This window comes from Pseudorhodobacter antarcticus (assembly GCF_900110135.1).
Classification (GTDB): Bacteria; Pseudomonadota; Alphaproteobacteria; order Rhodobacterales; family Rhodobacteraceae; genus Pseudorhodobacter; species Pseudorhodobacter antarcticus.
In genome coordinates this window covers 44,563-65,418 of the sequence record NZ_FOCO01000009.1, presented here as the reverse complement: position 1 = coordinate 65,418, position 20,856 = coordinate 44,563, and the positions used below count along the sequence as shown (strand labels likewise).

General features: G+C 60.5%; 19 protein-coding genes. 9 read left to right on the top strand and 10 right to left on the bottom strand.

What is annotated here, in order from left to right:
• Nucleotides 1-9: 9 nt before the first annotated feature.
• Together BMY36_RS06455 and BMY36_RS06450 are read left to right on the top strand one after the other, a co-directional pair.
• Nucleotides 10-489: a HugZ family pyridoxamine 5'-phosphate oxidase gene (locus BMY36_RS06455; protein ID WP_050521146.1), complete on the top strand. Its 480-nt coding sequence runs from the start codon at nt 10-12 to the stop codon at nt 487-489.
• Nucleotides 490-540: 51 nt separating this feature from the next.
• The gene (locus BMY36_RS06450; protein WP_050521145.1) at nt 541-846 is read left to right on the top strand and encodes a hypothetical protein; all 306 of its coding nucleotides are present in this window, start codon (nt 541-543) and stop codon (nt 844-846) included.
• A 63-nt stretch (nt 847-909) separates the two neighbouring features.
• Here BMY36_RS06450 and BMY36_RS06445 read toward each other — a convergent pair whose 3' ends face one another.
• On the bottom strand, nt 910-1,533 hold the full coding sequence (locus BMY36_RS06445; protein WP_050521144.1) for a GcrA family cell cycle regulator: 624 nt from the start codon (nt 1,531-1,533) through the stop codon (nt 910-912).
• Between the two features lie 355 nt (nt 1,534-1,888).
• Here BMY36_RS06445 and BMY36_RS06435 point away from each other — a divergent pair, with 355 nt between their 5' ends.
• From BMY36_RS06435 to BMY36_RS06415, 5 genes are all read left to right on the top strand, one after another.
• Entirely contained in the window at nt 1,889-3,061 is a 1,173-nt protein-coding gene (locus tag BMY36_RS06435) for an aspartate aminotransferase family protein (protein WP_050521142.1), read from the top strand.
• Between the two features lie 74 nt (nt 3,062-3,135).
• On the top strand, nt 3,136-4,062 hold the full coding sequence (gene argF, locus BMY36_RS06430) for an ornithine carbamoyltransferase (RefSeq protein ID WP_050521141.1): 927 nt from the start codon (nt 3,136-3,138) through the stop codon (nt 4,060-4,062).
• 3 nt (nt 4,063-4,065) lie between these two features.
• Nucleotides 4,066-4,614 carry an isochorismatase family protein gene (locus BMY36_RS06425; protein WP_050521140.1) on the top strand — a complete coding sequence of 183 codons (549 nt, stop codon included), beginning with the start codon at nt 4,066-4,068 and terminating at the stop codon, nt 4,612-4,614.
• A 178-nt stretch (nt 4,615-4,792) separates the two neighbouring features.
• Nucleotides 4,793-5,065, top strand: a complete 273-nt coding sequence (locus tag BMY36_RS06420; protein ID WP_050521139.1) for an NIDO-like domain-containing protein — start codon at nt 4,793-4,795, stop codon at nt 5,063-5,065.
• Between the two features lie 6 nt (nt 5,066-5,071).
• Complete coding sequence (locus tag BMY36_RS06415; protein ID WP_331458151.1) at nt 5,072-6,061, top strand: Hint domain-containing protein; 990 nt, start codon at nt 5,072-5,074, stop codon at nt 6,059-6,061.
• Here BMY36_RS06415 and hrpB read toward each other — a convergent pair.
• On the bottom strand, nt 6,035-8,488 hold the full coding sequence (gene hrpB, locus BMY36_RS06410) for an ATP-dependent helicase HrpB (protein ID WP_050521137.1): 2,454 nt from the start codon (nt 8,486-8,488) through the stop codon (nt 6,035-6,037). The two genes, BMY36_RS06415 and hrpB, sit on opposite strands and share 27 nt — an antisense overlap.
• 7 nt (nt 8,489-8,495) lie before the next feature.
• Nucleotides 8,496-9,227, bottom strand: a complete 732-nt coding sequence (locus BMY36_RS06405) for a DUF3108 domain-containing protein (protein ID WP_050521136.1) — start codon at nt 9,225-9,227, stop codon at nt 8,496-8,498.
• Between the two features lie 146 nt (nt 9,228-9,373).
• Here BMY36_RS06405 and meaB point away from each other — a divergent pair, with 146 nt between their 5' ends.
• Together meaB and BMY36_RS06395 are read left to right on the top strand one after the other, a co-directional pair.
• Nucleotides 9,374-10,357 (top strand): methylmalonyl Co-A mutase-associated GTPase MeaB, encoded by a 984-nt coding sequence (gene meaB / locus BMY36_RS06400; protein ID WP_050521135.1) that lies wholly within the window; start codon nt 9,374-9,376, stop codon nt 10,355-10,357.
• A 134-nt stretch (nt 10,358-10,491) separates the two neighbouring features.
• Nucleotides 10,492-12,789, top strand: coding sequence for a glycosyl hydrolase family 28-related protein (locus BMY36_RS06395; RefSeq protein ID WP_050521134.1), 2,298 nt, complete (start codon nt 10,492-10,494; stop codon nt 12,787-12,789).
• A gap of 37 nt (nt 12,790-12,826) precedes the next feature.
• On the opposite strand, the gene lepA is transcribed toward BMY36_RS06395, so the two are convergent.
• The 7 genes from lepA to cdd all read right to left on the bottom strand — a co-directional run bounded on the left by lepA (nt 12,827) and on the right by cdd (nt 20,785).
• Nucleotides 12,827-14,626, bottom strand: a complete 1,800-nt coding sequence (gene lepA / locus BMY36_RS06390) for a translation elongation factor 4 (protein WP_050521133.1) — start codon at nt 14,624-14,626, stop codon at nt 12,827-12,829.
• Nucleotides 14,627-14,992: 366 nt separating this feature from the next.
• Nucleotides 14,993-16,189 carry an SPOR domain-containing protein gene (locus BMY36_RS06385; RefSeq protein ID WP_050521132.1) on the bottom strand — a complete coding sequence of 399 codons (1,197 nt, stop codon included), beginning with the start codon at nt 16,187-16,189 and terminating at the stop codon, nt 14,993-14,995.
• A 69-nt stretch (nt 16,190-16,258) separates the two neighbouring features.
• Nucleotides 16,259-16,891 carry a uracil phosphoribosyltransferase gene (gene upp, locus BMY36_RS06380; RefSeq protein WP_050521131.1) on the bottom strand — a complete coding sequence of 211 codons (633 nt, stop codon included), beginning with the start codon at nt 16,889-16,891 and terminating at the stop codon, nt 16,259-16,261.
• Complete coding sequence (locus BMY36_RS06375; protein ID WP_050521130.1) at nt 16,884-17,885, bottom strand: adenosine deaminase; 1,002 nt, start codon at nt 17,883-17,885, stop codon at nt 16,884-16,886. Before BMY36_RS06375 ends, upp begins: the two co-directional genes overlap by 8 nt.
• Nucleotides 17,882-19,078 carry a phosphopentomutase gene (locus tag BMY36_RS06370; protein WP_050521129.1) on the bottom strand — a complete coding sequence of 399 codons (1,197 nt, stop codon included), beginning with the start codon at nt 19,076-19,078 and terminating at the stop codon, nt 17,882-17,884. Before BMY36_RS06370 ends, BMY36_RS06375 begins: the two co-directional genes overlap by 4 nt.
• Nucleotides 19,075-20,394 carry a thymidine phosphorylase gene (locus BMY36_RS06365; RefSeq protein ID WP_050521128.1) on the bottom strand — a complete coding sequence of 440 codons (1,320 nt, stop codon included), beginning with the start codon at nt 20,392-20,394 and terminating at the stop codon, nt 19,075-19,077. The genes BMY36_RS06370 and BMY36_RS06365 overlap by 4 nt, the downstream gene beginning before the upstream one ends.
• Nucleotides 20,384-20,785, bottom strand: coding sequence for a cytidine deaminase (gene cdd / locus BMY36_RS06360; protein WP_050521127.1), 402 nt, complete (start codon nt 20,783-20,785; stop codon nt 20,384-20,386). Before cdd ends, BMY36_RS06365 begins: the two co-directional genes overlap by 11 nt.
• Nucleotides 20,786-20,856: the final 71 nt, after the last annotated feature.

The following is a 20,856-nucleotide window of genomic DNA, read 5'->3' as shown; positions in this document are numbered from 1 at the left end:
CCCATAGTCATGGAAAAACGTATTGATCCCACACCCTCCGCAACAACCGAAGCCCTTGCGATGGTTCAGGATTTTCTACAACTGGGTCACTGCGCGCTGTCATACACCTCGGCAGATGGTTGGCCCGGCATCAGCCGCATCGCTTTGGGGCGGGATGGGGCGGGCGTGCCGCTAACTCTGGTGTCCAGTTTGGCGCCGCATGTGGCGGGCCTGCGCGCACACCCCACTTGCGCGCTGATGCTGGGCGAACCGGGGCCAAAAGGCGATCCGCTAACCCACCCGCGCGTGATGCTGCGCGCAAATGCCGAATTTGCCAGCACAGACGAACGCGCCGCCCTGCGCGGCCTGTGGTTGGCCACCCATCCAAAAGCCAAACTCTATGTCGATTTCGCAGATTTCGCCTTTGTGCGCTTACGTCCCCTCAACGGTTTGCTCAACGCAGGCTTTGGAAAAGCGTTTTCGCTGACGGCGCAGGATATATTGGCGTAAAGCCCTGCGTGGTTAACCAATTTTTAACCAAACCTGCAGCATCCTTAACGCATGATGAAAATTGTCCCCCTCCTTTGCCTCGCCCTCGCCGCCTGCGGCGCACAGCCCACCCCGCAAATGTGGGGGGCCGAACGCACCGATGTAACGCGCGACGGCCGCGCCTACACCGTGTTTCAAAAAGACCGACGGGTAGAGGTGATACGCCTTGGCTGGGCATCACCAGGCGACCACCAAGGCATCAGGGCCACCATGATCGCACTGATCCCAGAGGTGACGGGCTGCCGTTTGGTCGAAAGCACGCTGCAAGGCGACAGCGGTGAAATGCGGGGCCGCATCAACTGCCCCAAACCCAAATAAGCCAAACATAAACAAAAAGCCGCCCAAAGGCGGCTTTTGTCCATGGCGCATGGAAACGCTGTTTTAACGACGGCGATCACGCCGCGCGCTCATTGGCTGGAACGCCACACCCACATGCGCATCGCAATAAGGTTTACCCGTAGCCGATGGCAGACCGCAAAACCAAAAATCCTCGGTCGCGGGGTCACCAATCGGCCATTTGCAAGTGCGCTCGGTCAATTCCATCAGGCTAATCCGCTTGGCATGCTTTTCAACCTCCCGCACCGATGCCAGCGCTTCGGGGCTGATCTCATTCGCCGATGGTTGCGGTGGCAATGGCTGGCCCGCAGGCACAATTGACTTGCGCAACGGCAACGGGGTCACGTTGTTAACCACCTGCGCCATTTTTGGATTGACGGGGGCCGATGCAGGCCGCGGGGTGGGTGCTGCGGGCTTTACCTCCGTCCGCACAGCCGCCGCTTCCACGGGGCGCACAACAGGCTCTTCCCGGACCGGGGCTGCGGAACTTGCCTCCGCCTCCTCCTTTTCCGCACCGCCAGCAACACGGTTCGACAGGCCCAAACGGTGGACCTTGCCAATCACCGCATTGCGCGTAACCCCGCCCAATTCCTTGGCAATCTGGCTGGCGCTTTGGCCATCCGCCCACATTTTCGTCAGCGTTTCAACACGCTCATCTGTCCAGGACATGCCTATCTCCGGTGTTGGGGGCGGGCAAAGTGGCCGCGCCTGCGCCAATTATCTGTGACGGGCCTAGATACAATCCCAGCGCGGCGGATACAAGGCCCGCAGTACCCTTACCGCGAAAACAAAGGGCAAAACCCACAAAATCACACGTTACAAGGTCCCGCCCCCCCCTTAGCAAGATGAACATGATCACGCAGGCACTCCATTTCCAACTGCCCCGACGCCGACGCTAATCAACGCGTTTTCGGCCGATCTACCATGCCCGACAGGCACGCCGCCCCGTTTCCCCATGACATAGACGTTGACTTGGCGGCCCGCCTTTGGCACGGCTAAGCATCCCCACCAAAAGGACAACACCATGATCCCCGCCATTTTGCCCACCTACAACCGTGCTCCCTTGGCGTTTGCCAAAGGCGAAGGCTCATGGCTGACCACAATGGATGGCGCGCGATACTTGGATTTGGGGGCAGGCATCGCAGTAAACGCGCTTGGCCACGCCAACCCCGCATTGGTCGAGGCGCTGACGGAACAGGCCGGCCAATTGTGGCACGTCTCCAACCTCTACCAAATCCCCCAGCAACAAAAACTGGCGGATTTGCTGGTCGAACACACCTTTGCCGACACGGTCTTTTTCACCAATTCCGGCACAGAGGCCGCCGAACTCGCCATCAAAATGGCCCGTAAATATTGGTACGACAAAGGCCAACCAGACCGAGTGGAAATTTTAACCTTTACTGGTGCATTCCATGGCCGCTCCACCGGGGCCATTGCTGCCGCAGGCTCCGAGAAAATGGTCAAAGGCTTTGGCCCCTTGATGCCCGGCTTCAAAACTCTTGATTTTGGCGACCATGACGCCCTGCGCGCGGCCATGACAGACAATGTCGCCGCCGTCATGCTCGAACCAATCCAAGGCGAAGGCGGCATCCGCGTGCTGCCCGATGCTTGCCTGAAAGGGCTCCGCGATCTGTGCGATCAAACCGGCGTCCTGATGATTTTGGACGAGGTGCAATGCGGCGTGGGCCGCACGGGCAAACTGTTCGCGCATGAATGGTCCGGCATCACTCCCGACATCATGATGGTCGCCAAGGGCATCGGCGGCGGCTTTCCCATCGGCGCGCTGCTGGCCACCGAAAACGCTGCCGCAGGCATGGTGCCGGGCACCCACGGCTCTACTTATGGTGGCAATCCTTTGGGCTGCGCCGTTGGCGCAAAAGTGATGGAAGTGATCACGGACCCCGCCTTTCTGGCCGAGGTGAACCGCAAAGCGGGCCTTTTTCGCCAAGGGCTAGAAGGGCTGGCGGCCAGCCATCCGGAAGTGTTTGAAGGAGTGCGCGGCGCAGGCCTAATGCTAGGCCTAAAGTGCAAAGCGCTCAATACGGACGTGGTCAAAGCCAGTTACGGCCAACACCTGCTGACAGTGCCCGCCGCCGATAACGTGGTCCGCCTGCTGCCCGCACTCAATATCACCGATGCCGACATAACCGAAGCATTGGCCCGTCTTGATCACGCAGCCGCTTCGCTCGCGTCCTAAATCCTATTCATCTTAGTAAAAATACCTCGGGGGGTCCGGGGGGCTGGCCCCCCGGCGCTTTCCAGAAAGCAAAAATGGCTCATTTTTTAGACATCCACACCACCTCCGCCACCGACCTGCGGTCTATGATCAACAGCGCCCATGCGATGAAAACCGCCCGCAACGGCCGCCCCAAAGGCACACCCGATGATGACCAACCCTTGGCAGGCCACATGGTCGCCTTGATCTTTGAAAAACCATCGACCCGCACGCGCGTGTCCTTTGATGTCGGCGTGCGCCAACTTGGCGGGCAAACGATGGTGCTGTCAGGCAAGGAAATGCAGCTCGGCCACGGCGAAACCATCGCCGACACCGCCCGCGTTTTGTCGCGCTATGTCGATCTGATCATGATCCGCACGTTTGAAGAGGCGACACTCTTGGAAATGGCCGAACACGCCACCGTCCCCGTGATCAACGGCCTGACCAACCGCACGCATCCCTGCCAAATCATGGCCGATGTGATGACCTATGAAGAACAGCGCGGACCGATCGCTGGCAAAAAGGTCGTCTGGTGCGGCGATGGCAACAACGTTGCCGCCAGCTTTCTGCATGCCGCTGGCCAGTTCGGCTTTGATTTCACCTTCACCGGCCCCCAAACCTTGGACCCCGAGGCGGAGTGGATCAACTTCGCCCGCGCCAAAGGCGTGACCGTGGCGATCGAACGTGACCCAGCCCGCGCTGTGGCAGGCGCTGATCTGGTGGTGACAGACACTTGGGTGTCGATGCACGACCCCGAATCCGCAAAGGAACGCCGTCACAACCAACTCCGCGGCTATCAGGTGAATGAGGCGTTGATGGCCCATGCCAAACCTGATGCTTTGTTCATGCATTGCCTGCCCGCGCATCGCAACGATGAGGTGACAAGTGCGGTTATGGATGGCCCCCATTCGGTAGTATTTGACGAGGCGGAAAACCGACTTCACGCCCAAAAAGCGGTGATGCGTTGGTGCTTGGGGGTTTAGGCCATGACAACGGCGCTGGTGGTGATTGACTGCCAAATGGAATTTGCGCGGCGCACGGCGGCAGGCCAGCCCCGCTCCAACCCGCTGGCAGAAACCGCGATTGCCGAAACTTTGGCACAGTTTCGGGCTGCGGGGTTGCCTGTTGTCCATATACACCATGATGATCCGCGCCCCACGTCCCGCTTTCGGATTGGCACGCCCGGCGGCGTTGTCATGCCTTGCGCGGCCCCTTTGCCGCCCGAGGCGGTGTTTATTAAAACCGGCTCCTCCGCTTTTATCGGCACCGAACTGGCCGCGCATTTACAGGCTTCTGGCATCACCCATCTGGTCGTGATCGGCGCTGCGGTAAATTACTGTGTGTCCAGCAGCGTGCGGATGGCGGCCAATCTGGGGTTTGCGGTCACGGTGGTGCAGGATGCAGTCTTTGGCTTTGGTATTACCGGCCCGGACGGTGTGGCGCATGATCCGGCCACGGTTTTATCCGTGACCTTGGGCACACTCGCTGACTTTGCCGCCATTGTTTCCAGCAGCGATGTTATGGAACGGCTCTAACGCTCCCGTTCACGAAATCTGGAAACAGTGCGCGGCCCATAGGCCAGATTGTTCGCTATTTAGGCTAAATCGCACCCCTATTGTTTCCAAATTCACACAAATGCCACCTTTCGCACAAAGATTAAACACAGCCAGCCCCTATCCCTAAGCTTAGAAATTTTTGGGATGCGGTGCCAGAATGGCTGCGATCAACACAGGACTGGGCGGGCCGCAAGGCGTGGGCGAAGGCAGCGTGCGCGGCGGCCCTTTGACCACTGGTAACTATGATGACGGCGCGCTGCGCCTCAACATTACCTCCGTGTTTGGGCCATCCGGCATCAATTATTTCGGCACAAATTACACCAGTATTTTCATCAATACTAATGGATTGATTACCTTCAACAGCGCCGTGACCAGCTATACCCCGACCGCGCTATCTGCCCTAACCTATCCTGCGATTGCGGTGTTCTAGTCGGATATTAACATCACCAGCGGCACGGCCAATGGCACCAATAACATCTATTATGACCTCGACCCAGCATCGGGGCGCGTCACGATCACTTGGCTGGGCGTGCGCCCCTATTCGGGCTCTGGCACCAACACGTTTCAACTGGTGCTGGAACACACGGGCAACGGTAATTTTGAAATCGACTTCATCTATCAACAGGTGCAATGGACCAACGGTTTTGCGGGCGTGGCGCAAACCGGCATGACAAATGGCGGCGCAATCGACTATGTTATCCCCGGATCGGGCAATGCGGCCGCGTTGACAAACTTCCCCAACGCCGTGTTGGATCCAAATGACCCCAACGGCATCTGGTCCACCCGGTTTTTGAATGGCAACCCCGTGTGTTTTGTCGCAGGCACCCAAATCGCCACCCCAACAGGCCCGCGCGCCGTTGAAAGCTTGAAAGCGGGCGATTGGGTGGAAACGCTGGACGACGGCCCGCAGCCCCTGATCTGGGCGGGCGGCGGCAGCGTGATCGCGGCAGATGCGGCGCGCCCTGTCTGCATCAGCGCGGGCGTGTTGGGCAATGACGCCGATCTGTGGGTATCGGGCCAACATTTGATGCTGCTGTCAGGGGCCGATTGCGAACTGCTGTTTGGCGAGGCAGAGGTGCTGGTCGCCGCCAAACATCTTCTCGGGTTGGCGGGCGTTTTCCAAGCGGTGGGGGTGTGCAAAGTCAGCTACCACCACCTGTTGCTGTCGCGCCATCAATTGGTGATCGCCAATGGCACCGCCGCCGAAACCCTTTTCCCCGGCCCCCAAGTGATTGAGGCTTTGCCCCACCGCGCCGCCACAGACCTAACCAAAATCTTGCAAGCCGATGCGCGCGTCACCCATCTGCACGCCACCGCCGCCCGCCGTATCCTGACTGCCCATGAAGCACGGGTATTGTTGGCACGCCGCCACGCACAGCATGCAACACCCCCCGCAATATCACGTCCCGCGCGGCTTTGCGCGTAAGGTTGGGTCCGCCACACGCGGGTCATCGGGCCAGGGGTGGCGCGGATACCGGCCCCGCATATCCTTGCGCACATCATCATAGGTGTTGGTCCAAAACCCCGGCAAATCCATCGTGGTTTGCAAAGGGCTGCCCCCCGGCGACAGCAAAGTAACCCGCAACGGCAAGGATTTCGGCCCCACAGTCGGGTGCTGTGTAACGCCAAACATCTCTTGCAACCGCAACGCAATGCCCGGCGCTTCGCCATCATAATCAATCGGGATGCGGCGGTCCAACGGGGTGGTGAAATGGCTGGGCGTCAAACGGTCCAGCAATTGCATGCCGTCCCAGCCAATCAGCGCGCGCAGCGCCTCTGTAAGGTCCAGCGCGCGCAACTGTCCTTCAGTTTTCAGACCACTTAAATACGGCAACAACCAATCCGCACTGTCCATCAACGCCGCGTCCGTAAGGTCCGGCAAATCGCTGCCCTCCTCTCGGCACAGCACCACACGGGCGCGCAGACGGGCCGCAGCAGGCGTCCACGGCACCCCCAAAAGGCGCAAACCGTCAAACGCCGCACGCGCCACAGCCTCCGCTGGGGCATCGGGCCACACGCGATCATCCAACACCAGCGCACCAAAGCGTTCTTGCCGCCGCGCAATCACTTTCCCCTCGCGCCGCGACCAATCGCACACGTCAACCCACGCAATCTGCGGCCCAAACAGCGCGCGCAGCTCCGCCTCCGTGATCGGGGCGGCTTGGCGTATCCGCGCTTCACGGGCATCGCCGTCAAGGTCCGTCGCGATCATCAAGCGATGGCCCGCCAGCGGCGTTCCTGCCTCCATCACGGCCCCTTTGCCCCCTGACAGAATAAACCGCGGCGCATCACCTTTGCGCCGCAGCGCCACCCGGTCGGGATAGGCCAGCGCTGCAAGCTGTCCGGGGGAAAATGCGCTGCGCGCCTCACCCCGCTTCAGCCGCTTTGCCTCGGCCTTTATGCGCTCCACCACGCCACGGTCCACCGCAAAGGGATGGTTTTCTTCAAACCCGCGCGGGTTGGCAATCGCAGCCAGCCGCAGGTTAAGGTCGGGCGGCGCACCGCGCACAGGGTCACGTTCGGCCAAAACCGCCGCCAAGGTGGCCGCATCTGGCCCGCCCCCCGCCATTTGCAGCATATGGCCAAGGCGCGGATGCAACGGCAACGCAGCCAGCGCACGACCATGATCGGTAATCCGCCCTTGGTGCAACGCGCCCAATGATGCCAACAACGCCTGCGCCTCGGCCATCACCCCCGGATTGGGCGGCGTCAAAAACGCCAACCCCTCCGCACTGCCCCACAGCGCCAGTTCCAGCACCAGCGGCGTCAGGTCCGCCGCCTCAATCTCTGCTGGCGGAAAGGCGGCCATGCCCCCCTCCTCGCCCTTGGTCCACAACCGATAACAGGTGCCGGGGGCCACACGCCCCGCCCGGCCCCGCCGCTGTTCCGCCTCGGCCTTTGTCACCCGTTCCGTTACCAACCGCGACATGCCGGAATTGGGGTCAAACCGCGCACGCCGCGACCGCCCCCCATCCACCACAACCCGAATATCCGGCAAGGTCAGCGAGGTTTCGGCAATCGCGGTGGCCAACACAATCTTGCGCCCCGATGCTTGGGGGGCCAGCGCCGCGCGTTGATCGGCAAAGGGCATATTGCCAAACAGCGGGCGCACTGTGCAATCGGGCGGCAAACGGCCCGCCAACGCCGCCTCCACCCGCCGAATTTCGCCTTCACCCGGCAAAAACGCCAACAGCCCCCCTTCGGGACACTCCTCCAGCGCTTGAACAATAAGCGCGGCCATTTCAGGTTCCAGCCGCGCGCGAGGCGGCAGCGGGCGCGCCAACCAACGGGTTTCAACCGCAAAGGCTCGCCCCTCAGACGTGATCAACGGCGCATCGCCCATCAACGCGGCCACCGGGGCCGCATCCAACGTGGCCGACATCACCAAAATCATCAAATCATCGCGCAACGCCCCTCGAATTTCCAAGGCCAGCGCCAACCCCAAATCCGCGTTCAAACTGCGTTCGTGAAATTCGTCAAAGATCAGCGCACCAATGCCATCAAGGCCGGGATCAGACTGAATCATCCGGGTCAAAATGCCTTCGGTTACCACCTCAATCCGCGTGGCGCGGCTTACCTTTGCCTCGCCGCGCACACGGTATCCCACGGTTTGGCCCACAGGCTCGCCCAGCGTTTCGGCCATCCGTTCGGCCGATGTGCGCGCAGCAAGGCGGCGCGGTTCCAGCATCAAAATCCGGCCCGCAACCAGCCCCGCCTCCAGCATCGCCAACGGCACACGGGTGGTTTTGCCCGCACCGGGCGGCGCTTGCAGCACAGCCTGACCATGGGCGCGCAAGGCGTCCAAAAGGCGGGGCAGCGCCTCATCAATCGGAAGGGGGTCGTTTGGGTTCACAGCAGCTCTATCGGCGTTTCATCGCCGCTTTGCCATAGATGGAATCCAGCGCCACCTCCGTCACCCGCATCCGGCCGTTGCCCGCCGCGCGGTACGTCAGCGTGAACGGAAAGGTCGTGCGCTCTGCCATCTCCGCTGGCTTGAAGCCCGCAATGCGCTTGTATTGGCCCGAACAGGTTACGCTATCCCCCGACTTCACCGGTTTTGACAACACGATGGAACTTACATAACGCCCATCATACATCGGCAAATTGACCCGACATTCCTGCCCCATATCAACATCGCGCAAAATGGCATAAAGGGCGGTCAACGTGTCCACTGTGCCGCCTTGGCTGGCAGGGTCAATCTCGCGGTCACGCCCTTCACGCGGGGGCGTGTATTGCACCGCACGCGGCACGCCGCGCGTATAAGTCATTGTGCTGGATGATTTTTTCTTGCCAGTGTCCGCCTGCTCCACATAACTGGACGGGATATAACGCGCACCATTCACGGTGCCTTTGACGGTCGCAGTATAACTGATCTTGCGCAACAATGCCGCCAGCCCCGCACTTTTCAACACGCCAGACACGGCATATCGGTTGCCGTCCTGCACGCCCGAAAAACTCAGGCTTGCCGCACTGATCCCGCGGATCACCACATCAAAAACCGCCTTATCCTCCATCCGTTGGGCATGGGCGGCGGCGGGCAACATCGCCCCAATCACAAGGGCCGTCGCAAGGGCACGAAGGGGTTTTATCATGGGATCAACACTCCTTTCCGGCGTTTTGTTCCGTTTCCACTGGCATATACGGAATGGGCGGTGCAAAAAACCCTAAAGCGGGGGGGAAAGGTGACAATCGCGTCACCCACCCCCCCCAAACAGTGAAACTTTGCCGGAGCCGCCGCATGGATGTTTCAGAAATCGCAGAAAAGCTGGTCTTGGGCGACAGGCGGGCCTTGGCGCGCGGCATCACACTGGTGGAATCGCGCCGCGCCGATCACCGCGCCCAAGCGTTGGATTTGGCAAGTCGGTTGCGTGGCACGGGCCGCCAAGCCTTGCGCATCGGCCTATCCGGCACGCCCGGCGTGGGCAAATCCACCTTCATCGAATCCTTTGGGTTGATGCTGGTGGCCCAAGGGTTGCGGGTGGCGGTGCTGGCGGTGGACCCGTCATCGGCACGGTCGGGCGGCTCCATCTTGGGCGATAAAACCCGCATGGACCGCCTCAGCCGCACGCCTGCGGCCTTTATCCGCCCCAGCCCCAGCCAAACCCATCTGGGCGGTGTGGCGCGCCGCACGCGCGAGGCGGTGGCCCTGTGTGAGGCGGCAGGGTTCGACGTGGTCCTGATTGAAACTGTCGGCGTGGGCCAATCCGAAACGGTGGTAGCGCAGCTGTCCGATCTTTTCATCCTGCTGCTGGCCCCGGCAGGCGGCGATGAATTGCAAGGCGTCAAACGCGGCATCATGGAAATGGCCGATATGATTTTGGTGAACAAGGCCGATGGCGATCTAAAATCTGCCGCCCTGCGCACTTGCGCCGATTACGCGGGGGCCCTGCGCCTGCTGCGCCGCCGCCCCCAGGACCCGCCCGATTTCCCCAAGGCAATGACCGTCTCTGCGCTGCACGATTCCGGCCTTGCCACGGCTTGGGGTGAAATGCGCACCCTAAACGACTGGCGCCGCAGCCACGGCCACTGGGACCAAAACCGCGCCGAACAATCACGCCACTGGTTTGAAGATGAAGTGCGCCAAGGCCTGCTGGCCGCGCTGACCGAAAACCCAGACATGCGCGCCAAAATGCGGGCCGCAGGCGATGCGGTGGCCCAAGGGCAAACAACACCCGATGCCGCCGCGGCCACGTTGCTGGCAGCCCTTGCGGCACGCCCTTAACCCGTTGCACATACCACCCCAACACCGCGCGCTGGCCTTAATCTGAATTAACCTAAACCCCCTAATTCTGGCCCGGCGATGGCAACCCCACGGGTTTGCCTTACGAAATGCACAAAACGTGAGGGTTTGGATCAATGAACAAAGCGATTACCGACGGGCTGGTACTGATGCCGCCACCGTTTTCGGCCGGCCTCAATCTGTGGTCACGCGGCGATGGGGTGCCCGGATCGGCCAGCTATCTGGGCCAATCCAACGTGGCGCTTGTGCCCGCAGATGCCGATTTCGGCGGCTGCCTGGAAATGCAAAAAACCACGACCACGCAAAAACTGCGATCCTACGCGCAAACCTCCATCATTCCGGGGCTTTATTTGCGCGTGTCGGCGCGGGTCAAAGCGATTTCGGGCAACCTGCCCACCGTGCGCATCGCGGGCTGGGCCGGATCATCCACCAACGCCAACGTGCTGAACGTGCCCCAAATTGGCCCCGCCGTCACGCTCACCACCTATGGTGAGGTTGTCACGGTGTCTGCGATCATCGCCACAGGCAACCGCCCTGGCGTCAATATGGCTTGGGGCGCCACCCCAGTGTATGGCTATTTCGGGCTGGACCTGATCGGGCCAAACGGTGGTATCGTACGGATTGATGATATCGTGATCGAAGATATCACCTCTGCCTTTCTGCGCGATTTGATGGATTGGGTGGATGTGCGCGATTTCGGCGCGCGCGGCAATGGCATCACCAATGACGCCGCCGCCTTTGATGCCGCCGACACCTATGCCCGCCTGAACGAAGTGTCGGTTTTGGTGTCCAAAGGCACCTATTTGCTCAACACCAACGTCACCTTCACCGCCAAAGTCCGGTTTGAAGGCACGGTTATCATGCCGCCGCAATTCCGGCTGTCTTGTACCCGCGATTACAATCTTGATACCTATCAATCCGCTTTTGGCAATGAGGAGGCAGGCTTTCGTCGCGGCCTGCAAGTGCTGTTTTACTTCACCGATCACGCCAGCTTTGATTTGAACGGGCGGCGCGTTTTGCTGTCCAGCCCGGTGGATGTGGCGGCGGTGGCAGGGCTGACAACGCTGGTGCAGCGCCGCGTGCTGACCAATGGCCAGATTGAGGCGGATAATTCCACCGCTTGGGCCGATGAAACCACCACATCCGTCGCCACCTACACGCCCAACAGCAATGCGTTTCGTTTAACGGGCGTGTCAAACGTGGCCAACATCATCGTCGGGTCACGCATGACAGGTACCGGGGTTGGGCGTGAAATCTACGTCACCTCCAAGGACGTTGGCGCAGGCACCATCATGATCAGCCGCCCTTTGTGGGGGGCCGCAGGCACGCGCACCTACACCTTCCGCCGCCATAAATACCTGTTGGATTTCAGCGGCTTTGCCAATTTGGGCCGGTTTGAAATTACCGATATGGAACTGCAATGCGGTGGCCGTTCCAGCGCGGTCATGTTACCCCCCGCAGGGATCGGGTTTCGCTTTGCCGATTGCACGTTTAACCGCCCCAAGGATCGCGGCATCACCTCCATCGGCGAAGGGTGCCAAGGCCTGTTCGTCGATCAATGCCAGTTTTTGTCAAACGAACAGCCCATCCCGGCGCAAAACCGCACATCGATTGCGATGAACGTCAACTCCAACGACCCCAAAATCCGCGACAACCGCGTGGTGCGCTTTGCTCATTTCGCCATTCTGGCAGGGTCGGGCAACATCATCAGCGGCAACCACTTTTTCCAAGGCGATGATCAAACCGCAGGGGTACGGCGCGCGGGCATTGTGTTCACCTCCACCAACATCAAAACTCTGGTCATCGGCAATTACATCGACAATTGCTTCCTTGAATGGTGCAACGAACACGACAGCGCGCCGGGCTTCAGCAGCGAGTTTTCCTTTGGCGGGCTGACGGTGACAGGCAACATCTTCACCTCCACCGACACGGGCACATCGTTCAAATACTTCATCATCACGCCTTATGGGCCGGGCCATTTTATCAACGGCCTTGCCTTTACCAACAACGTGTTTCGCACCGTGGCGGGCAATATCGACCGGATTGAGGCGGTCGATACCACCTATTCCACCCTCGATTTTGCGCGCTTTCGCAACATCACCTTTGACGGAAACGCCTATAATGGCGTGAACCAAATCACGCAAAGCCCGGTGACGATCCAACACGATCAAAACACGGCGTCCAGCACTTGGGTGGTCGATACGGCGGGCTATCTGCCCTTTGGTGGGCGCGCGCGCAGCGTGGCGTCTGTGGTGGTGGAAAACGGGGTGCGCACCGCGGCCAATGCGCTGGATTACTCCAACCCGTTTGTTGAAACGGAAATTGGCCCAAACCAGCGTCAAATTAACCTGCGTTGGCCGCAAGCCTTGCGCGGGCGGGTACACGCAACCATCCGCTGTGACACCCCGAACTGAATCAAGTCACAAAGGCGGGCTGGAAACGGCCCGCCTTTCAGCTGTCCATCTTCAAGGCGCTGATAAACGCCTCTTGCGGGATTTCGACTTTGCCAAACTGGCGCATCCGCTTTTTCCCGGCTTTTTGCTTTTCCAACAGTTTTTTCTTACGGCTGGCATCCCCGCCATAACATTTCGCGGTCACATCCTTGCGCATCGCAGACAAGGTTTCGCGCGCAATCACCCGCCCTCCAATCGCCGCTTGGATTGGAATTTTGAACATGTGGCGCGGAATAAGGTCTTTCAACTTTTCGACCATCGCGCGGCCCCGCATATCGGCACGGTCGCGGTGCACCATCATCGACAGCGCATCAACCGGTTCATCGTTGACCAAAATCGACATCTTAACCAGATGGTCCTCACGGTACTCCGAAATCACATAGTCAAAACTGGCGTAGCCTTTGGAAACCGATTTCAACCGGTCGTAGAAATCAAAAACCACCTCGGCCAGCGGCAAATCATATACCACCATCGCGCGCGGCCCGGCATAGGACAGATCCATCTGGATGCCCCGGCGGTCTTGGCACAGCTTCAACACATCGCCCAAATATTCATCCGGGACCAAAATCGTCGCCTTGATACGCGGCTCGTCAATATGGTCAATCAGCGTCAGGTCGGGCATGTCGGCGGGGTTGTGCAAATCGCGCACCTCGCCGTCTTTCATGTGCAAATGGAACACCACTGACGGCGCTGTGGTGATCAAATCCAGATCATATTCACGCTCTAACCGGTCGCGAATAACCTCCAGATGCAAAAGCCCCAAGAACCCACAACGAAAGCCAAACCCAAGCGCCGCCGATGTTTCCATCTCGGAACTAAAACTTGCATCATTCAGTTGCAGCTTTTCGATCGCATCGCGCAGATCGTCGAAATCATTGGCATCGACCGGGAACAGACCACAGAAAACAACAGGTTGCGCGGGCTTAAACCCCGGCAGCGGTGTCTCACAGCCTTTTTTCTCAGACGTAATCGTATCGCCCACACGGGTGTCGCGCACTTGCTTGATGGACCCGGTCCAAATCCCAATCTCGCCCGGCCCCAGTTCCGCAATATCCACCATCTGCGGCTTCAACACGGCCAGCTTATCCACGCCATACACCGCATTGGTCTGCATCATCTTGATGCGGTCGCCCTTGCGCACCACGCCATCGATCACGCGGATCATCACGACCACGCCCAAATAACTGTCGTACCAGCTGTCCACCAACATCGCCTTCAATGGCGCGTTGCGGTCGCCTTTGGGCGCAGGCAGCCTGGTCACAATCGCCTCCAGCACCTCGGGAATCCCAATGCCGGATTTGGCGGAAATCATCACGGCATCGGACGCATCCAACCCGATCACGTCTTCAATCTGCTGCTTCACCCGTTCCGGCTCTGCCGCAGGCAAATCAATTTTGTTCAGCACGGGCACAATTTCATGCCCCGCATCCAGCGCGTGGTACACGTTGGCCAGCGTCTGCGCCTCAACCCCTTGGCTGGCGTCGACTACCAACAAAGATCCCTCCACCGCCCGCATCGACCGGCTGACTTCATAGGCGAAATCCACATGGCCGGGCGTGTCGATCAAGTTCAGGATATATCGTTTGCCATCCTTGGCCGGATATTCAATCCGCACCGAGTTGGCTTTGATCGTAATCCCCCGCTCCCGCTCAATATCCATTGAATCGAGCATTTGCGCCTTCATATCACGTTCAGCCACCGTCCCCGTCATCTGGATCAGACGATCGGCAAGGGTGGATTTACCGTGGTCGATATGCGCCACGATGGAGAAGTTGCGGATGAGTTCAAGGTCGATCATAGACGTGGATATGATGCGGAATCACGCATTGGTCAAGGACAGATGCAGCGCAGGCCGCCGCACCCGCCAAAGCCCGTTCAAGACTTCTTTTTCAACTTCGTCAACGCCTTCGCCAACTTGGCCAACTGGCCCTCAATCTTGCTGGTGCGCTGCTTGATCTCTTTTTTCAACGCTTTGGTTTTCGCAGCCATGATCCGGCTCCTTTTTCGCTAAATTTCCATTCTGAAAACCCTACCGACAAAACCAACCCCTGTACAGGCCAGCCCCCGGAAATGAAAAACCCCCTTTGGACAGTGCCAAAGGGGGTAAGGTTTGTTCTGCCCGACTTCTTGCCAAACCCCCAACGCGGGGGCGTGGAGCCTATGCTTAACGGATAAACGCATCCCCGAACCCGGACCGCCGCGCCTGCGACAAGGCCGCCTGCGCACTGCCAGCATCCCCAAACGGTCCGGCCATTACGATTTGCATCGCGCGGCCTTTGTTGGTGATCCGCGATTTCGTCACTGGCAGGCCCATGCCTTGCAAACGGCCCACACTGCGGGCCGCGTTGCCCGCCTCACCAAAGGTGCCGACCTGCACATAATACCCACCGCGCGCACGCTGCGGCGCATTGCTGGCAGATGTCGCATATACCCGGCGTTTCACTGGTTGGTCAGCGGTCAATTGCGCGGGAACATCGCGGGTCCATACTTGGTCCTGCTGCGCCTCGCCCCAGCGCGTACCAATCCCGCGATTGGGGTTCAGACGATCATCTTTCCACGCTTTGATGTAGCCTTTTGGGACAACTGGCGCGGCTGCGGCGCTTGGACGACGCAGCGTATATCCATCATTCGCGGCCGTTGGGGCATATGTCGGTGCTGTGACGCGCGGCGCATTCACGCCCTGCGGCACCCCACCACGAACGCCAAACGCAGGGCGGCGCGGGGTGTAACCGTCATTGCCACTGGCAATCTGCGGCGCATAGGCTTGGGTTGCCGATCGGGCCAATGGTACATTGCGCTGCGCCTGCAAAGCATTCAGCGCGGCCTGTACATTGAAATTCGGGTTCGACGAACACATCAGCGACCGCCGACCATCCGCCAGCGTCACCGGCGCACCATAAGGCGACGATGCGGGGCAACCCTTGCGGCGCTGTACGGCGTTTGGCAGAGGAATATCAACCCGCGTGGCGGCGCGCTGTGGGGCCTGCACGCGCGAAACGGGCGCTGTAGCGCGCGGCAACTGACTGGCGATGGTGCGCATTGGCGCGCCAACTGCCTCACGCGGGGCTTGGCGCGGCACGGGTGCGGCAACCACGGGTGCCGCAACAGCTGCGGCCACTTCACGCGCGGCAGATGCTGGCGACGGCCCGCACAATGCTTTGCGATCACGCGAAATTCTCGGGACCCAGCTGACGCGCCCACCGATACCTGCGCGCAAAAACACGCACCCCCGGCTGTCAACATATTGCGAGCCTTTGAAGCTGGATGGCGGATTTTCGGCAGGCCCGGCCATGGATTGGGCGGACGCGGCAGATACAGTAGCAAGTGCCACCAAAGCCGCAACGGCAAACACTTTGAACATAACTACCCCCAAGGTCGTATCGGGTCGATAATGGTCAAGGTTTGCACGCGAGTAAAGGCCAAAAGGCCGCTATTTTGTACCAAACATGCGGTCACCCGCATCCCCTAGCCCCGGAACAATATATCCATGGTCATTCAAATGGCTGTCCAAACTGGCCGTGACAATCGGCACATCGGGATGCGCGGCCTTCATCCGGGCCACACCTTCGGGGGCTGCCAGCAAGCACAAAAACCGAATATTAGTGGCCCCTTGCGCCTTTAGCAGGTCAATCGCCGCCACTGATGAATTGCCCGTAGCCAGCATCGGGTCCACCACAATCGTCATCCGGCTGTCCAGCGCGTCCGGCACTTTGCAATAATATTGCACGGGTTGCAGCGTTTCGGGATCGCGGTACAGCCCCACAAACCCCACCCGCGCCGCCGGGATCAATTCCAAAATCCCGTCCATCAACCCATTGCCCGCCCGCAAAATTGATATCAGCGCCAGCTTTTTACCCTCCAGCACCGGCGCATCCATCGGCTCCATCGGTGTTTCAATCCGCCGCGTGGTCATCGCCAAATTGCGCGTCACCTCATAGGCCAACAGCAAACTGATCTCTCGCAGCAGCCGCCGAAAGCTGCTGGTCGATGTGTCCTTGTCGCGCATCAAAGACAATTTGTGCTGCACCAAAGGGTGGTTCACGATGGTCAAATGGTCAGTCATGGGCGGTCTCCAATCGTTTGCGCAGCTTTGTTTTGGTATCCGCGTCACAAAACGCCGCGTCAAGCGCGGTCTGGGTGATTTCGGCAAAAACCCCGTCATCCCAATCGAACGCTGCGTGCAATCCGGCATATTCCGCCTGCATGGTGGTGTGGAAAAACGGCGGGTCATCGGTGGAAATGGTCACTTTCACCCCGCGCCGGTACAATTCCCCAATCGGATGCTTGCGCAAACTGGGGTACACGCCCAGCGCCACGTTCGACCCCGGACACACCTCCAACACCACGCCTTGTTCGGCCAATTGGTCCACCAGCGCCAAATCCTCAATCGCGCGCACGCCGTGGCCCACCCGCGACACGCCCAAATCGGCCAACACCGCCCGCACACTTTCCGGCCCGCCCCATTCGCCCGCATGCGCCGTCAAATGCAGCCCCGCCTCACGCGCGCAATCAAACGACCATTTGAAATCGGCAGGCGCGCCCGATGTCTCATCCCCCGCCAACCCAAAACCAACGATAAAATCCCCCACCGTTTCCGCAGCGCAAACCGCTGTTTGCCGCGCCTTATCGGGGCCAAAATGCCGAATGGCGGTCACAATGCCGCGCAAGGTAATCCCCATATCGCGCTCCGCCGCCTCCGCCGCCTCACGCATTGCCAGCAGGTATTCGCGCCACGCGCCAACATCACGCCCCCCGCAAAAATCGGGGCTTAAAAACGTCTCGCAATAAATCACGCCCGATTTGGCGCTTTCTTCCAACACCGCCCGCGTCAGGCGCGCGTAATCCTCAGGGCTTTGCAGCGTCGATGTTGCCGCCTCATACACTTTCAGAAAATCCCAGAAATCGACGTATTTATACGCCCCCTGCGCATCGAATATCCCGCTGATATCCATATGCTTTTCTTTCGCCAACCCGCGAATGAACGCAGGCGGTGCGGCCCCTTCCAAATGGTGGTGCAATTCCAACTTTGCCGGATTGGCGCGCGACACATAGCTCATAAAAACGACCTTCCGGGTCCATGGGCCGTAACCCCCAAATGCGCGGCAACACTTGCCGCCACATCGACAAAGGCACAATGCCCAATCGCCCCCGCACCCACGCCTGCGCAGAGCACAGGCACCCGTTCGCGCGTATGCTCGGTCCCGCGCCACGTCGGGTCATTGCCATGATCGGCGGTGAAAATCGCCAAATCACCGGGCCGCATACCTGCCAAAAACACAGCCACGCGCGCATCAAACCATTCCAGCGCGCGCGCATATCCCGCCACATCGCGCGGGTGGCCATAAAGGCTGTCAAATTCCACAAAATTCGCGAATGTCAGCGATCCCTCCTCGGCACTGTCTTGCAACCCCAGCAACACCTCAAACAAATCGGCATCCGACTTGCCTTTGTGCAGCGTTCCAATCCCGCGCCCCGAAAAAATATCGCCAATTTTCCCCACCGCATGGGTGGCGCGCCCCGCATCTTGCACCCAATCCAGCAGCGTTGGCCCCGGCGGGTCCATCGCAAAATCGCGCCGGTTCGCCGTGCGCTTGAAATCGCCACAAACCCCGGTAAAGGGCCGCGCAATCACCCGCCCCACTTTGCGCGCGTGCAAATAGGGGGCCAACGCTTCGCACAGCGCGATCAACCGCTCCAGCCCAAACGCCTCCTCATGCGCTGCGATCTGGAACACGCTGTCGGCGGAGGTATAGCAAATCGGCCACCCCGTGCGCAGATGCGCCTCGCAATGCGCGGTGATGATCGGCACGCCGGACGCGTGGCAATTGCCCAAAATCCCGTCCGTCCCCGCCAAGCGGCACACTTCGGCCACCAGATCGGGCGGAAACGCAGGCGTGGTGTCGGGGAAATACGACCACTCCCACGGCACAGGCACCCCCGCCAATTCCCAATGCCCCGATGGCGTGTCCTTGCCGCGCGACACTTCCGTGGCCGCCCCCCAACGGCCCGCAGGCGTGACCGCATCAAAACTGGCCCCGGCATCGGCCAATTCCATCGCTTGGCCCAGCCCCAACCCCATCAAATGCGGCACCTGCAACAGCCCCGCGCGCCCCACATCGGCCAAACCCGCCGCACAGGCCTGCGCGATATGCCCCAGCGTGTTGGCCCCCGCATCGCCAAAATCGGCAGCATCCGGCGCGCCGCCAATGCCCACCGAATCCATCACCACCAAAAACGCGCGTTTGTTCATGTTACTTTTCCAATGATCAAAGGCAGGGTGTCGGGGGCCACATCGCCAATCCGGTACGCCTGCGCCAAACGCGCCAACGCCGCCTCTGCCGCACCAAGGCTTGCGGCATGGACCATCGCCAACGGCTCGCCCGCCTCCACCGCCTCGCCCAACCCCATCAACTCGGCAAAGCCCACCGATGGGTTAATCCGCGCGCCCTCGCGCAAGCGGCCACCGCCCAGATGCACCACCGCCTCGCCCACCGCTTGGGTGTCAATCGACATCACAAAGCCTGCGCGCGGCGCGCAAAATTCCACCATCACCGGGGCGGCAGGCAAACGGTCGGGCCAACGGTCAACGAAATCCGCAGGCCCCCCTTGCGCCGCAATCATCCGGCCAAAATACTCAGCGGCGGCCCCGGATTCCAACGCCTCCTCCACCCGCGCGGCCCCCTTGGCGGCATCGGCGGCCAGCCCGCCCAGCGCCAACGCCTCCCCCCCCAGCGCCACGGTCAAATCCCACAAATCGGGGTCAATCGCGTGGCCTGTCAGGGTTCCCATCACCGCGATCACCTCCAACGCATTGCCCGCCGCACTTGCCAGCGGTTGCGACATATCGGTGATCAGCGCGGTCGTCATGCAGCCCGCCCCTTGCGCGGTACGCACCAAGGCTTGCGCCAAAACCCGCGCCTCGGCCTCCGTCTTCATAAACGCGCCAGACCCGCATTTGACGTCCAGGACCAACCCCTCCAACCCCGCTGCCAGCTTTTTCGACAGGATGCTTGCGGTGATCAAATCCACGCTGTCCACCGTGGCCGTGACATCGCGAATGGCGTAAAGACGGCGATCGGCCGGGGCAATATCGGCCGATGCCGCGACAATCGCACAACGCCCCTGCACCAACTGCGCGCGCAAATCATCGGGCGTAAGATCAACCCGCAGCCCCGGTATCGCCTCCAGCTTGTCCAGCGTGCCGCCCGTATGCCCAAGGCCGCGCCCCGAAATCATCGGCACATAAGCCCCGCAGGCCGCCAGCGCGGGCGCGAGCAACAGCGACACACAATCACCAATCCCCCCGGTGGAATGTTTGTCCAGAACCGGGCCGGGCAAATCCCATTCCATCTGCATCCCGCTGGTTTGCATCGAACGGGTCAAGGCAACGCGCCCATCCGCATCCAGCCCCCGCAGACAAATCGCCATAGCAAACGCACCCGCCTGCGCATCCGTCACCTCACCCGATGCCAAGCCCCGCGCGAACCAATCCAGCGCCCCCGGCGCAGGCGACAACCCGGCACGCAGGCCCGCGATAATGCCGCGGGCCTCAAATTCACTTGCCATCGACATTGGCCATATGGGTCATGCTAAACGCCCCCGGCAGCAAATCTGCGACCGTGACAGACGCCGAAACACCCCCCTTTGTCACCATTGTCACCACCACCTCCGGCCCCGCAAATTCCGCGATTTTTTGGCGGCACCCGCCGCAGGGGGTGACGGGTGTCGGGCTGTCGGAATAAACCACCAATTCGGCAATTGCATAATCCCCACCCGCGCACATCGCCGCAATCGCCGCCGCCTCGGCACAGGTCCCTTCGGGATAGGCCACATTTTCGGCGTTCACGCCAACATAGACCTTGTCATTCGTGCTGCGCAGGGCCGCCCCCACTTTGAAACGGGAATAAGGGGCATAGGCGTTTTCACGCACAGCTTTGGCGGTATCGAGCAAGGACATATCAGCCTCCGGTTTGGGGTTGGTTTTCGGGCAGTCTGGATCCGGGGCGCGCAAGTTTCAAGCGGTGACGT